12 protein-coding genes are annotated in these 14,404 nt (G+C 44.2%); 2 read left to right on the top strand and 10 right to left on the bottom strand.

Annotated features, from left to right (window positions below; genetic code table 11):
* The first annotated feature begins 389 nt into the window (after nt 1-389).
* Nucleotides 390-1,505, top strand: coding sequence for an aminopeptidase (locus tag QNH36_RS18500; RefSeq protein WP_283903947.1), 1,116 nt, complete (start codon nt 390-392; stop codon nt 1,503-1,505).
* 199 nt (nt 1,506-1,704) lie between these two features.
* Here the strand turns inward: QNH36_RS18500 and murC are convergent, their stop codons facing one another.
* The 8 genes from murC to QNH36_RS18540 form a co-directional block, all read right to left on the bottom strand.
* Complete coding sequence (gene murC / locus QNH36_RS18505; RefSeq protein ID WP_144477238.1) at nt 1,705-3,006, bottom strand: UDP-N-acetylmuramate--L-alanine ligase; 1,302 nt, start codon at nt 3,004-3,006, stop codon at nt 1,705-1,707.
* 263 nt (nt 3,007-3,269) lie between these two features.
* Nucleotides 3,270-4,370: a nicotinate phosphoribosyltransferase gene (locus QNH36_RS18510; protein ID WP_283903948.1), complete on the bottom strand. Its 1,101-nt coding sequence runs from the start codon at nt 4,368-4,370 to the stop codon at nt 3,270-3,272.
* Nucleotides 4,371-4,453: 83 nt separating this feature from the next.
* On the bottom strand, nt 4,454-7,879 hold the full coding sequence (locus tag QNH36_RS18515; protein WP_283903949.1) for a DNA translocase FtsK: 3,426 nt from the start codon (nt 7,877-7,879) through the stop codon (nt 4,454-4,456).
* A 205-nt stretch (nt 7,880-8,084) separates the two neighbouring features.
* The gene (locus tag QNH36_RS18520; protein WP_144477231.1) at nt 8,085-8,879 is read right to left on the bottom strand and encodes a DUF1444 domain-containing protein; all 795 of its coding nucleotides are present in this window, start codon (nt 8,877-8,879) and stop codon (nt 8,085-8,087) included.
* 86 nt (nt 8,880-8,965) lie between these two features.
* Nucleotides 8,966-9,280 carry a thioredoxin family protein gene (locus QNH36_RS18525; protein ID WP_144477228.1) on the bottom strand — a complete coding sequence of 105 codons (315 nt, stop codon included), beginning with the start codon at nt 9,278-9,280 and terminating at the stop codon, nt 8,966-8,968.
* 322 nt (nt 9,281-9,602) lie between these two features.
* Nucleotides 9,603-10,106: a hypothetical protein gene (locus QNH36_RS18530; RefSeq protein WP_144477225.1), complete on the bottom strand. Its 504-nt coding sequence runs from the start codon at nt 10,104-10,106 to the stop codon at nt 9,603-9,605.
* Nucleotides 10,107-10,283: 177 nt separating this feature from the next.
* Nucleotides 10,284-10,802, bottom strand: coding sequence for a DUF84 family protein (locus QNH36_RS18535; RefSeq protein ID WP_144477222.1), 519 nt, complete (start codon nt 10,800-10,802; stop codon nt 10,284-10,286).
* Between the two features lie 64 nt (nt 10,803-10,866).
* Nucleotides 10,867-11,940: a M42 family metallopeptidase gene (locus tag QNH36_RS18540; protein ID WP_283903950.1), complete on the bottom strand. Its 1,074-nt coding sequence runs from the start codon at nt 11,938-11,940 to the stop codon at nt 10,867-10,869.
* A gap of 200 nt (nt 11,941-12,140) precedes the next feature.
* Here QNH36_RS18540 and QNH36_RS18545 point away from each other — a divergent pair, with 200 nt between their 5' ends.
* Complete coding sequence (locus tag QNH36_RS18545) at nt 12,141-12,455, top strand: PepSY domain-containing protein (protein WP_144477216.1); 315 nt, start codon at nt 12,141-12,143, stop codon at nt 12,453-12,455.
* A gap of 32 nt (nt 12,456-12,487) precedes the next feature.
* Here QNH36_RS18545 and QNH36_RS18550 read toward each other — a convergent pair whose 3' ends face one another.
* Both QNH36_RS18550 and trmB read right to left on the bottom strand, forming a co-directional pair.
* Entirely contained in the window at nt 12,488-13,327 is an 840-nt protein-coding gene (locus tag QNH36_RS18550) for a YtnP family quorum-quenching lactonase (protein WP_283903951.1), read from the bottom strand.
* Nucleotides 13,328-13,660: 333 nt separating this feature from the next.
* Nucleotides 13,661-14,305, bottom strand: a complete 645-nt coding sequence (gene trmB, locus QNH36_RS18555; RefSeq protein ID WP_144477210.1) for a tRNA (guanosine(46)-N7)-methyltransferase TrmB — start codon at nt 14,303-14,305, stop codon at nt 13,661-13,663.
* Nucleotides 14,306-14,404 lie beyond the last annotated feature (99 nt).

Raw genomic sequence — 14,404 nt, forward strand, 5'->3', positions numbered from 1 at the left:
TTTTTTGACAGCTTTTCCTCTTCACCCGCTCAACCTGTCAAGATTCCACGCTTTTCTTGGCAGCTTTTCCACTTTTCCTGCCCAACCTGTCAAGATTCCACGCTTTTCTTGGTAGCTTTTCCACTTTTCCTGCCCAACCTGTCAAGATTCCATGCTTTTCTTGACAGCTTTTCCGCCTATCCAACTCAACCTGTCAAAATAAACTGCTGATTCTGACAGCTTCCCTCCTTCTCGAGTCCAACCTGTCAAAATCCCATGCTTCTTTTAACAGATGTTTCCCTTTACCAATCCAAACTGTCAGAACTCTTGAAAGGAATTGAGCACAAATTTCGGCGTTTCGGTTACAATATGATTATGTGTTAAATTTTACATACTTAGGAGTGATTCATTTGAAAGACCCACGTATACAGAAGCTGGCGAAAAACCTGATCAATTACTCTGTCAAGCTTCAAAAAGGAGAAAAAGTCCTGATTGAGAACTTCGGCCTTCAGTGTGAGCTTGTTACGGCCCTTGTAAAAGAAGCCTACGAGGCTGGCGGTTATCCCTTCGTATCCTTGAAGGACCACCAGGTGGACCGGGCGCTGCTTATGGGTGCTCAGCAGGAGCAGTTTGATATGATTGCTGACTTTGAAGCCAATGTAATGAGTAAAATGGATGCGTACATCGGGCTGCGTTCTGGAGATAACATCAACGAGCATGCTGATGTCCCGGCAGACAAAATGAAAATCCATGGCAGTACAGTCGGCAAAAAAGTCCATCGGGATATTCGCGTTCCAAAAACGAAATGGGTTGTCCTACGCTACCCGAACTCAGCAATGGCACAGCTTGCTAAAATGAGCACGGAAGCTTTCGAGGACTTCTATTTCGATGTCTGCAACCTCGATTATGGCAATATGGACAAGGCAATGGACAGCCTTGCAGAGCTGATGAATCGCACAGACAAGGTAAGAATCACTGGATCAGGGACAGACCTGACTTTCTCCATCAAGGATATCCCGGCAGTTAAATGTGCCGGCGAGCTGAACATTCCAGATGGCGAAGTTTATACAGCACCTGTACGCGATTCGGTCAATGGTGTGATAACATACAATACTCCTTCCCCTTACCAGGGTTTCACCTTTGAAAATGTGAAGCTGACCTTCAAGGATGGAAAAATCGTGGAAGCGACTGCGAATGATACAGATCGCATCAACAAGATTTTCGATACCGACGAAGGAGCAAGGTATGTTGGAGAATTTGCGATTGGCGTGAATCCATACATCCTCCACCCGATGCAGGACATCCTGTTCGATGAAAAAATCGATGGAAGTTTCCACTTCACACCAGGACAATGCTATGATGATGCATTCAATGGCAATCATTCCAACATCCATTGGGATATGGTCAATATTCAGCGTCCAGATTACGGCGGCGGAGAGATCTATTTCGATGATGTCCTGATCCGAAAAGACGGCCGATTTGTCATTCCGGAATTGGAAGGCTTGAATCCCGAAAACCTAAAATAACAACAAAAAAGGATGCGGCTCACTTGGCCGCATCCTTTTTTAGTATCAGTAAGTATTAATTTTTTTCTTTGAGAATTGTCCAGCTCCAGCGTCTAGCCCCTCGAGACGCTTCGGTCCTGCCAATGAAGTCAAAGAACGACTTCACTGTCAGGCCCTCCAGCGTTTGTCGGGGCTGACCAAGGCGCTTACGCTTTTCGCGTTACACTTGCAATTGTTTTTCATATGCTTCCTGGAACTTCTGGATATCGCCTGCACCCATAAACAGGATGACTCCATTGTCATGCTCCTTCAGCAATGTTGTATCATCTTCTGTGATGATTTCAGCGTCATCGATTTTATCTTTAAGATCCGTAATCGATAGTTTTCCATGAATCTCACGGGCTGAGCCGAAGATTTCGCAAAGATAAACCTTATCTGCCTTGTTTAGGCTTTCGGCAAACTCATTCAGGAATGCCTGTGTCCTTGTAAAGGTATGCGGCTGGAATACAGCAACAATTTCACGATCCGGATACTTTTGCTTTGCCGCATCGATTGTTGCTTTGATTTCTGTCGGATGGTGTGCGTAATCATCAATGATGATCTGGTCGGCAACCTTCTTTTCAGAGAATCTTCTTTTAACCCCTTCGAAGGTTTCAAGCTGTTCCTGGATGACCTTTGAGTCGATGTTCTCATAATGGCATAATGCAATGACACCAAGTGAGTTCAGCACATTATGGTCTCCAAATGCCGGAATCGAGAACGTGTCATAGAACGTATTCCGGACAAAGACATCAAAGGTAGTCCCACTTGTTGATTTAATGATATTCCGGGCCTGGAAATCATTTTCCTCCCCAAAGCCATAAAATACGACTGGCACCTTCGCCTGGATTTTTTGAAGCTGTTCATCGTCACCACATGCGAAAATACCCTTTTTGACCTGCCATGACATCTCCTGGAAAGCCGAGAAGACATCCTCGATATTGGCGAAGTAATCCGGGTGGTCGAAATCGATATTCGTCATGATCGCGTAATCAGGGAAATAGGATAGGAAATGGCGGCGATACTCACAGGCCTCAAATACAAAGTATTGAGCATCCTTATCACCTTTCCCGGTTCCATCACCAATCAGGAAGGATGTTGGTTTGGCACCCCTCATTACATGCGCAAGCAAGCCTGTAGTCGACGTTTTGCCATGTGCCCCTGTAACCGCCACACTCGTGAAGTTCTGCATAAAATCACCAAGGAAACGGTGGTATCTGATGATCGGAAGGCCGAGTTTCATTCCTTCCTGAATTTCTTCGTGGGTATCCGGATAGGCATTGCCGGCAATGATTGTCATCCCGGGCTGTATATTTTCCTTATTAAACGGAAGGATCTTTATTCCAGAATTCTCAAGGGCAACCTGGGTAAAAAAGTGCTTGTCATAATCGGAGCCCTGTACCTGATAATCCATATCATGGAGAACTTGAGCCAAAGCACTCATTCCAGACCCCTTTATACCTACAAAATGGTAAATAGTCATATAAAGAACCTCCAACAACGTCTGTATGTAACACAGTATATGACAGATATCCTGTTTTGCTCATTTAGCCTGTCTCCCTTAAGAAACTGCCGCACGAGCCAACTTAATCTTATCTATCTTATCTCTCATGTATTGAATCATTATAACATCATTACTGTAAATTACACAGTTTCATTCTTATTTCAAAATTATTATAGAAAATGGCAACGTGGATAAATGCACTTTTTCCCTAAGTGAGTTTCTTTTAAACTTCTGTGCCGCGATTAGAATTCAACTTTTTCAAGACGAGGGTTGGGCCTGAACCTTCTCCCAGATTTCGCCTGATGTTTTCCATTCAGCATCACATTGTCACCGGTAAAACCAATCTTCAATTTTAAAAGGCTGCCGCCTACTCCATACATGTCGACTGGAACATTATGCTTTTCGAACTCAAGGATCCTTTTTTCACTGAAGCCGCCGCTGACGACAATTCTCACATGATGAAAACCTTCATCATCAAGTGCTTTCCTTAAGGCGAAAATCAATTCAGCATTCACACCGCGAGGATCAAACGTTCCAAGCAGATGCTGGTTCCTGAGGAAATACTGGTCGATCATTGTACGAGAAGTGTCAACCCTTACTCCTTTTAACTTTTCCCCAAATTCCCTCGCGACTTTCAATGAATCTGTAACCGCGTCATTATTATAATCCACCAGAGCAATCAGATCATCTTGAGGAAATGTTTCATGATAAGCCTTGGTTGCTGCCAGGATATCACCGTCGAACATCTGGATTAAAGCATGAGGCATGGTTCCCATCCCCTGCTTGCCCCACCATTCGTTCATCGCGTGTGTGGCCTGTGCTGTGGCTCCTCCAATGTAGGCAGCATACCCATCTCCGGCTTGTGTCGTATAATGATCATCACGGTCCCCCATGAAAATCACCGGCTTTTGCTTGCCTGAATGGCTTGCAGCCTTGACGACATTATAAACATTCGTTGCTACAGATGTCCTTCTGGCCAGGATGCCGTCAATGATTCCTTCAAGATAACCGAAACTCTGGTAAGGACCTGTAATGGTCAGGACCGTTTCGAATGGAGAAATTTTATCTCCATCCTTAAGTGAGTAAATCTCAAGTTCCTCAGGATGGTCGGCAAATGTTTTTACCAGGGCGATGACTTCATCTGTCCCGCACAGGACTGCCTCATCTTTTTGAAAAAATTGCATGGTGATGATATTGTCTTCCTGATATTTCTTCACTAGCTCTTGAGTCTTGAGAAAATACACGGCTGAAAACCAGCCATCCCGGATCCTTTCATCAAACTTAAATGTATGATTGGTCAGGCGGCTGATTTTCCCCTGCATTTTCAATTCAATTTCTTTCATCCAAAAAGCTCCTTCAATAACAACCCAACTTCTATATCAGTTATTCCTTATTATAAGTACATGCTAATAAAGAATACCATTTATTAATTGAATGTACTAGTTTCCTGGAGGGACTCAAGGTCCGAAGCCGTAATAAGGACGTCCCTTGGCTTGCTTCCCTTGCCTTCAGAAATGAACCCTTGCTGCTCCATCATCTCAATCAGTCTTGCCGCACGGTTATATCCGATTTTGAAACGGCGCTGGACACTTGAAGTAGAAGCGCCTCCCTGATCGATGACAAATTCGCATGCTTCATAAAAGAGTTCATCTTCGTCTTCAGTCACCTGGGCTTTTTTCAGCAGTTCATCCTGTTCAAACAAATATTGCGGGTCCCGCTGCTCCCTGACAAAAGCAACAATGTCATCAATTTCATTGTCCGTAACGAATGTACCCTGCAGACGGAATGGCTTGGATGAACCATTTTCAAGGAACAGCATATCTCCGCGGCCGAGAAGCTTTTCGGCTCCGCTGATATCAATAATTGTTCTTGAGTCCACCTGTGAGGAAACAGAGAACGCTATTCTTGTTGGGACATTCGCTTTAATCAATCCTGTAATGACGTCAACAGATGGACGCTGTGTCGCAATGATTAAGTGAATACCGCAGGCACGCGCTTTTTGGGCAATCCGGCAAATCGCCTCTTCGACATCACCAGGAGCCATCATCATCAAATCTGCCAGCTCATCGATGACAATGACGATATACGGAAGCTTATCAGAAAACCTGCGATGCTTCTCGGCAAGTTCATTGAACCTGCTGATGTCACGGACACCTGTATGTGCGAACAATTCGTAACGGCGTTCCATTTCCTCAACTGCCCACTTGAGCGAGGCTGTCGCTGCTTTTACATCAGTGATGACCGGGCTTACCAGGTGAGGAATTCGGTTGTAAGGTGCCAATTCAACCATTTTCGGGTCAATCAGCAGCAGCTTCACCTCATCTGGATGGGCCTTATAAAGCAAACTGACCAGCATCGTGTTGATGCAGACACTCTTTCCTGACCCGGTCGCACCGGCAATCAATCCGTGCGGCATCTTTTTCAGGTCAGTGACGATTGGATTTCCGGCTATATCAAGTCCCAGAGCAACCGACAACGGAGATTCAAGATCCATAAACCCTGCTGACTGCAAAATCTCACTCAATAATACCGGTCTGCTCGTATGGTTCGGCACCTCGATCCCAATCGTGTGCTTCCCAGGTATCGGCGCTTCAATCCGGATATCCTTTGCCGCAAGGCTTAGCTTGATATCATCTGATAGATTGGTAATTTTATTGACTTTCACTCCAGGTTCGGGCTGTACCTCAAATCTGGTAACAGATGGTCCCTGCGTCACGTTGACCACTCTTGCACCAACATTGAAATTCCTCAGAGTTTCATTGAGCATATGTTCCTGTTCTGCAAGCCATTCCGGGTCTGGAGCCTTGAACACAGGCGGATTCAACAAATCAAGCGGAGGGAAGTCATATACCGCTGCCGGATGGACTTCAGAAGGACCATCCGAAATTCGGCCTGCTTTTTCTTCAGCCATAACCGAAGGTGGTGCCAACTCTTCCGCCGGCTGGCTTGTATGCATTTTTACCCCTTGTGCTTCTTGTACTGGCACTGTGACCACTTTCTCCTGTGCTGCTGGTTCTGCATTACGTTCGAACGACTGTGCATCCGTCCTTGTCTCGACTGGATGTGTCTCACGTTCGAACGACTGAGCATCAGCACTTCCCTCGACTGGCTGTGCCTCACGCTCGAATGACTGAGCAACAACGCTTCCCTCGACTGGATGTGTCTCACGCTCGAACGACTGAGCAACAGCGCTTCCCTCGACTGGATGATTTCCCTGCGTGACACTGTTCGCAGAAGAGGTCACAACTAATGAAGATTCCTCAGTTTCTGCCTCTGGATGGACTTCGTTCATTTCTTCAGTTGGCTGCTTTTGTGCATCAGCTTTTCGGCCATCTGTCATGAAAGAAGGATATTTAGACATATTGCGTGCTTCCCATTTCCTTTTATCCTGCTTAAGCATGAGGACATTGAAAGGAAGCTGCCTTTTCGGTTCTGCTGTTTTTTCCTCCTCCTGCTGGAGGTCTTGATCCGTTACAGGCTCTTCGGATGAGTTCTCAGATAGAAGAGTTTCCTCTTCTTCATAAGGCTGAACTGTCTCAGTGTAAGAAATCGCCTCTTCTGCTGTGTTTGCCTGAGGGACATTTTCTTGTTTTGCCTCTGCGAAGGTTTGATGATCCTTCTCTTTAGGATTTTCAGATGATGGAGCAGTCAGCTCTATCGCTCCCTGTACTTTCTCAGCATCATCCTCATGATGTACGAATACTTCTGACTCTTCACGAACCACTGCCGACACATGTTCGTTTTGACGAGGAGCCAGTACATCTGTAAGTTCATTGACCGCTACGGATTCAGCCGGGAGTTTAACGTCTTCTTCAAGTTCATTCCCTTTTGCGAAAACTTGATGATCGTTCACTTCACCACGAAGGATTACATCAAGTGCTTCTGTTTCGAGATTGAATTGAGCAATTTCATCCTCTATTTCAGGTGTCTTGATGTCCTGGGTTTCTGCAAGATCATCTTCTATGTAGTGATCTTGCTCCAGAAGTTTTCCCTGCATTTCAATCTGGGCTGGCTGTTCTAGCAGGACGCCTTCCTGCTTTTCAATTTGGTCTGCCTGCTCCAGCAGAACTACTTCCTGCTTTTCTATCTGGGCTGGCTGCTCTAGCAGAACTTCCTCCTGCTTTTCAATCTGGGCTGGCTGCTCTAGCAGAATACCTTCCTGCTTTTCCGTTATCATTGGCTGTTCTGGCTGAATCGGCTCTTTTTGGATAAAATCGATATCACTTCGTATGGGTTGTGATGCTTTGTTTTCCTGTGCCTTTTCAAACCCCGTCAATTCATACTCTACATCTTCCAGGCTCTTTTGATTCTGCTCTTTCCTTGGCGGCCTGTTGAATGCATAAATCGGAGATGGAATTTCTGTTGGCTTGAATGGCTGCGTGAATTTCGGTTTGCTGTCTTTTCGCGGTTCATATCGAAATTTCGAAGCAGCTTCCTCTGTTCTTCCAGTCTTCAATGGTTCCTTCACTTTTTCCGCTCGTTTTGTTCTGTGTGTGTCCTTAGTGTCCTCTACAGATTTTCGGCGCGGTCTTTGGTTGGAATCCTGCCGGGGGATACTGTCATTTTTAAAGCTGAACGAGCCTTTTTCATTGATAAAAGGCTTTATTTCTTCAACCGGGCCAACCCTTTCTTTCCGTTCTTTTCGCGGAGTCTCATTCCCTGGGTTACCATCGGGAATCAAAGGGAACCGGAACTGCCCCTTTGGATACTGGTACAATACCTTTGCCTCAAGATCCTTCTTTTGGCTGCGATCTTGTTTGACTGGTTTTTGAACTGATTGTTCTCTCTCAATATCATCAAATTCATCATCATCATTTTGGAACATCGTAAAAATTCTTTTAATCCAACTCAATTTAAATCACTCTTTCTTTCGCATTTCATTCTTTATTTTAACAGTAAATCAATATTTTTCGAGATAAATTGAAAGAATGAGCATTTTTTACGAGAAGAATTCTCCTGAGAGAATCAACTTTAGGCTCAGATATTTACAAAAGCTTACATCAGAAGTACATAAAGGAAAAAAAGCCCGTATTATCGGGCTTCATCTCCTGTCTATCCTATTCCTTTTTTGTTTTGCCCAAAATAAAGATTGGTTCCAATTCACCGTCTTCATATAAAAAGCTTAAGGCTGTGATCGGTACCCTTCCACTCGCAAAAAAGCTCATGGTCATCTGGGCCAGGATATCATAGCCAGTGTTGTTCTCCACATCAGCGATGATCAGGACATCCTGGTGGGGAACGGCCACCGCCATGTTCCCCTTCATTTTTTTCTTCATTTCATTCAAAAAGCTTGTATTCAGGATACGGCTCGCATCATAGCCGTCATTGGTATTGAGGAAATAAAAGGTATTATCAGCCACACGGTCCTCTTTCAGTTTGACGGAAAGCGAACGTACATTGAACAAAGCTGTCTCACGGACCTGGCCTGCTGACCATCCCTCTTTTTTAAGAAGCTTTGAATCAATCAGCCTGTATGTAGTGCCTAAATCCAAAGCATAATAGATCCTTGTTTCAGCGGTATGATCATCATAAAGGAAAGGTGTCCCTTCCTCAGCTTCCGATGGAAATGACGTCGAGCGGATGACAGGGAAGATGTTCTTTTCCTTGCCTGACAGTTCAAGCTGGCTTTCCATCGCATTTAAACCTTCCGAAACATAGTAGACAACTTCATCAATTGCCTTTTCTTTCTGATCCTGCCACTTAGCAATAATCCCGGGCAGGGCAATCGTAATGCCGCGTCCAGTGTTTTTATGTTCAATCCTTAACTGATCCTTTTCCCGGTCATAAGAAAAAGTCCGGTCAGGATGCTGCAGGCGGTTTTCAAGCTCTTTACGCATTTTTCTGCTGTCCATTGTTGTATCCCTCCACTTCTCCAGGAGTTTCTGCAAACTCATTTTACATGAAATTTCCCTCCACCTCAAAAGATGGAGGGAAAGAATTAAGCAAGACCTTCAATGAAATTTTCAATCTCAGTCTGTGTTTTTCTGTTCTTGCTGACAAAACGGCCAAGCTCTTTGCCATTTTCAAATGCGATGAAGCTTGGGATTCCGAATACATCAAGCTGGATGCACAAATCGATGAAGTCATCCCGGTCTACAGAGACGAATTCATAGTCACTGTACTTGCTTTCGATTTCAGGCAAGACTGGCTCGATCACACGGCAGTCCGGGCACCAGCCCGCCGTAAATAAAAATATATGTTTTCCATCGTTTTTCAACGTTTCGAATTGTTCCATTGACTCCAAGTTTTTCATATTGGTACCTCCCGGTTAAATCTCATTTTACTTATCTTATTGTACCCATGCAGGGTGAAAAAAGAAACTAATCTGATTACGAGAAGGGATTCTTACCCACACCTGCAATTGGCGGCAATTGTGTAAGTATAAGAAGATAGGGGGGAGACAACTTAGGTAAAAAAAATACTATAAGGAGTTTGAACACGACTCTACTTTGGACAGCTTTCACGTGAAATTGCAAAAACCTGTCAGAACCCTGCTCTACTTTGTATAGCTTTCACATGAAAAAACAAAAAGCTGTCTGAACTTACATTAGCTTCAGACAGCATAGGGTCGAGGTTTATTTTACTTTCACAGAATTCGCGATTTCCATCATGGCTTCTGCATCTTCTTTTACGTTTTCGGTTTCTGTGGTCAGCTTGACACCGCCGATACCGACAATTAACTGATACTGATTTTCCTTCAGCTGCTTGACCAGCATATAGCCAAATTTGCCATTTTTACTGAATGTCTCATTGGCGTCCCATTCTTTCTGCTGCTTGACAGTAGATTCATAGACCACTTTACTGTCTTCTTTCTCGTGTTGGTTATAGAAAAGAATATATGTTTTTGAGCCATTATTGAACAGGACATTATTTGGCGTTTCCTCTTCCACTTTAAACTCGGATGGCAAGTAATACTCTATGTCTTTAGTACTATTATTCGTTTTCTCAGGCTGAGTTTCAAATGTATTTGAAACTTCTTTTTTTATTTCAGCCTTTTGCTCTGAAAACTGGGCAGAACAACCGCTCAGCAGAATTACTCCTACTATAACGAGCCCAAATGCCCTACTGAACTTCATCATACTTTTTTCCCCCTTGCTAAGGACTTAACCACTCCTTTTCTATCATACCTTGCTTGTTTGATGGGTGACAAGACTTCTCAAGCATTTTTTGTTGGAAATTAAGATATTTTTCAGAAATTTGTCGATAAATCTTTATATTCGCCATTTTTTATATCAAAACTATAAAAGACAGCCTCTTTAGACTGTCTTATCCGTATTATATTCATATTGTCCAGCGAGCAGTTTCATGACATGAGTGAACATTTCGCTTCGGTCGATTTGTCCATTTGTAAAGATCCCGATAGCTCCTTCATTTTTACGGACATTTTGTTTTTTTGCGTAATCGTCCATCACTGGCCCGAGTTCGGAACCTGCCAACAATTGCTGTGCTACTTCATCCGGAAGCGGAATCCTGGCTCCTCCCGCAATGATCGGCTCCATCCCTTTCACTGCCAAAGCTCCCCAATTGCATAGCATTAGTCCGTATGGAGTTTGCTGGACTCCTCCTTCGAGGCCAATGCCAATTCCTGCTTCTCCTTTTTCGGCAGCCTCGATGGCTCTGTTGACAGCACCTCTGATGGTTTCCTCATCTGACATTGGCTGGTCGCTTACCCCAGATTCAGCATCTATTGAGACAATCTCATAATCTGTTTCTTGAAACGCTGCCTTAACTGCATTGATTTTTGCCGGATTCTTTGAACCTACTGCCACTTTCATATCCATTTCCACCTTTCATCCATGAAAAAGGAGCAGTGATCAGCTGCCCCTCATTTTGAGTAGATTAACTATTGTTTTTGATGGTTTCTACCGTTGTTTTATCAGCTGCTTTGACAAGTTTGACGAGCAATTCCTTCGCTGCCGCATAGTCATCGACATGGATCATGGACGCTGCTGTATGGATATAGCGTGAACAGATGCCAATGACCGCACTCGGGATTCCCTGATTGGAAGTATGGACTCTTCCTGCATCAGTTCCACCCTGGGAAACGAAGTACTGGTAAGGAATATCATTGGTTTCAGCCATGTCGAGGATGAATTCCCTCATACCTCGGTGCGTGACCATCGAACGGTCGAGAATTCTCAGCAATGTTCCCTTTCCAAGTTGGCCAAATTCATTTTTATCACCTGACATATCATTGGCCGGGCTCGCATCTAACGCAAAGAAGATGTCCGGGTCGATCATATTGGCAGCCGTCTGAGCGCCTCTTAAGCCGACCTCTTCCTGGACAGTCGCACCAGAGTAAAGCATATTTGGCAATTGGATGTCCTTTGTTTCTTTTAGCAATTCGATTGCCAGACCGCAGCCATAGCGGTTATCCCAGGCTTTTGCGAGAATCTTCTTTTCGTTTGCCATCGGCGTGAACGGACAGATTGGCACGATTTGCTGCCCTGGTTTAATCCCGATCCTGATCGCATCTTCCTTATCATCTGCACCGATATCTATCAGCATATTCTTGATTTCCATTGGTTTGTTGCGCTTCGACTCATCCAATAGATGAGGAGGGATCGATCCAATTACACCAGTAACTGGCCCATTTTTCGTAATGATCTGGACGCGCTGTGCAAGAAGCACCTGGCTCCACCAGCCACCAAGTGTCTGGAATCGGATCATTCCGTTTTTCGTGATCGAAGTTACCATGAAACCAACTTCATCCATATGTCCGGCGACCATGATTTTCGGGCCATCCGGATTTCCCTTTTTCACGCCAAATACACTTCCCAATTTATCCTGGATCAATTCATCAGAATATTGTCCAAGCTGCTCGCGCATAAATTTACGAACAGGATGCTCATTGCCCGGAGCTCCAGGCAATTCTGTCAAAGTTTTAAACAGGCTTAATGTTTGCTCGTTCATATGACTGCTCCTTTTAAAAAAGTTTAGGTTTGCTAAACATTATGTATACCATCCATTTTACAGAACATTTCCTCTGCTTGCCAGTCATATTCCTGCCAATCACACGAATAGTACGGTCATTAATCCTTTGCTCCAGCATAGGGATTTGTTATGATGAAGTTAACTTGAAATTCCATATATAACCTTGGAGGTACTTGACTATGAACTGGAAAGCCTTTGTCCTCGGCGTTGGCGCCGGCCTTGCTGGTGCATATGCAGTAAAGGAACTTGCCTCACAAAAAGAAACAGTCTCAGCTGAAAAAGTACTGAATGATGCAAAGGCCGCTTTTAAAAAATCCGGACCCATCAGCGGTTCATGGATCAATATGACGGTTGAAGCCTTCTCCAAACCGCCAATTGAATACCAGGTATACAAAGGCGGTGTCTCACGCAATGTTGACGGCAGGGTTGAGCAATATGAGTTTATCGCAGATGCAGCAACCGGTGCCATATTGGACGCCTACCCATTAAATTAGACGAAAAGAAACCCAGACCTGCCGCGGCAGGTCTATTTTTTTCTTTCAATGCTTTCAGTTATCTTCCCATCTTGGTCGAATTTGACGGCCCTGTACACAGAATCATGGTAAAAAGTAAACCAGGCGTTCCTGCTTATTCCATATTCCAGCCACTTCTGCTTGGCAAAAATCGAATCCATCGGATAATCATCGTACGCCATCACCCAGAGAGGGTTTTGATGAGCATGGGTCGGCATGATATCAGCCATGTGGACGACGGTTGAATCTCCATCCTCAATGATCAGTATTGAATGGCCATCACTGTGTCCTCCAGTGTGAATCATCTTGAGCGGCCCAAACGACCATTCTTTTTCAAAAGCCTCTACCTGCTGCTCGATTCCCTGCCAGTTTTCTCTCCAGTATGTACTCTTGGAACGGATATTCGGATTGCGCATTTCATCCCACTCGACCTGAGAAGTGATGATTTTTGCATTCGGAAAAACGGATGTCAGTTCACCATCGATCACTTTCGTCAATCCGCAGGCATGATCAAAATGCATATGCGTCATCAAAACAAAGTCAATGTCAGCGGCAGTCAGCCCCAATCGCTCCAGTTCCGCATCAAGGCTTGATTCTTCAAGGACACCAAAATTCCGTTTTTGCTTCTCATTCAGTTTCCCATTTCCAATCCCGCTTTCAACCAGGAAATTCTTTCCCTCTGCCTGAATAAAAATCGGGTCTGTCCTCAGTTCGATTTGATTTTTGTCATTCACTTCATATTTTCTGGTCCAAAGCGGTTTCGGTACAACGCCGAACATCGCTCCGCCATCCAGGTGGGTCACCCCGCCCTTCAGCCACTTTAGCTTAACATTTCCTAGCTCCAGATTTTCCATTGCCAATCCCCCTTTTTTCTTATGATTGTATCACTGGAATTTTAAATCTTTAAATAATTCAACTTCTATTTTGATTTTGATATAGAATCGCTGCTCATTTTTGGGGCTTCATTCCACGGAATTCTTTTAATTGGCGGAGTTCACAATATTATTGGCGATAATCTATTTTTATTCGGTGATTTTCAGATTTTATTGGCGAAAATAAATTTTTATTGCGCGGCTTTCCAATTTTATTGGCGAAAATAAAATTAATTTGGCGAACTGAAATTTAATACGCCTTTTTTTCAATTTAAAAAACCGGTCGATGTAAAATCGCCGGTTCGGTCGTCTTCATTATTTAGAAATAAATTGCACTTCACAGCGGTAAATCCGGCTGCCTCGTGACGAGAATTTTTCTTCGTATTCCGTCATGATGTTGCCTTCGAAGTCGCTGTTGTGAAGGTCGAGGCTGACGTAATTCAGCTTCATGCCATAATGTGAAAAGCTTACGAGCGAATACTCGAACAAGCCCTGATTATCTGTCTTGAAGTGGATTTCTCCATTCTTCACAAGGATGGATTCGTATACTTCAAGGAAGGATTTGAAAGTCAGTCTGCGTTTTTCATGGCGTGTTTTTGGCCATGGATCAGAGAAATTCAAATAGACCCGGTCGACGTCTCCGCTTTCAAAATACTTTGCAAGTTCAGCCCCGTTCACATTCATTAGTTTGCAGTTTGGCAAATCTTCTTCAATCAGCCTGTCCAGTGCACTGACAATGACGCTCTCCTGCAGTTCAATGCCGATATAGTTAACGTCCGGATTGGCTTTGGCCATTCCTGTGATGAATTGGCCTTTACCGGTACCGATCTCGATGTGAAGCGGCTGGTCTTTTTCAAAAACCTCACCCCATTTTCCACGGTGCTGCTCCGGCTCCTGGATCACAAAATTAGAGTATTCCTTCAATTTATCTTTAGCCCAAGGCTTGTTTCTTAGTCTCATCCTGACACCTCTGTACTATTTTCATTCGTTTCAAACAATATCATGCAACCCAACTGTTTTCAAGGTGAAATTTCTCCCGGCTGTATAAACGCAAAAAGG

Source organism: Mesobacillus sp. AQ2 (genome assembly GCF_030122805.1).
GTDB classification, from domain to species: Bacteria; Bacillota; Bacilli; order Bacillales; family Cytobacillaceae; genus Mesobacillus; species Mesobacillus oceanisediminis_A.

Excerpts from the sequence above, each read along its gene's own strand:
- QNH36_RS18510 (WP_283903948.1), bottom strand. The coding sequence starts at position 4,370 with ATGAAAGAAATTGAATTGAAAATGCAGGGGAAAATCAGCCGCCTGACC.
- trmB (WP_144477210.1), bottom strand. The coding sequence starts at position 14,305 with ATGAGACTAAGAAACAAGCCTTGGGCTAAAGATAAATTGAAGGAATAC.
- QNH36_RS18530 (WP_144477225.1), bottom strand. The coding sequence starts at position 10,106 with ATGATGAAGTTCAGTAGGGCATTTGGGCTCGTTATAGTAGGAGTAATT.
- QNH36_RS18520 (WP_144477231.1), bottom strand. The coding sequence starts at position 8,879 with ATGGACAGCAGAAAAATGCGTAAAGAGCTTGAAAACCGCCTGCAGCAT.
- QNH36_RS18545 (WP_144477216.1), top strand. The coding sequence starts at position 12,141 with ATGAACTGGAAAGCCTTTGTCCTCGGCGTTGGCGCCGGCCTTGCTGGT.
- QNH36_RS18540 (WP_283903950.1), bottom strand. The coding sequence starts at position 11,940 with ATGAACGAGCAAACATTAAGCCTGTTTAAAACTTTGACAGAATTGCCT.
- QNH36_RS18535 (WP_144477222.1), bottom strand. The coding sequence starts at position 10,802 with ATGAAAGTGGCAGTAGGTTCAAAGAATCCGGCAAAAATCAATGCAGTT.
- QNH36_RS18550 (WP_283903951.1), bottom strand. The coding sequence starts at position 13,327 with ATGGAAAATCTGGAGCTAGGAAATGTTAAGCTAAAGTGGCTGAAGGGC.
- QNH36_RS18525 (WP_144477228.1), bottom strand. The coding sequence starts at position 9,280 with ATGAAAAACTTGGAGTCAATGGAACAATTCGAAACGTTGAAAAACGAT.
- murC (WP_144477238.1), bottom strand. The coding sequence starts at position 3,006 with ATGACTATTTACCATTTTGTAGGTATAAAGGGGTCTGGAATGAGTGCT.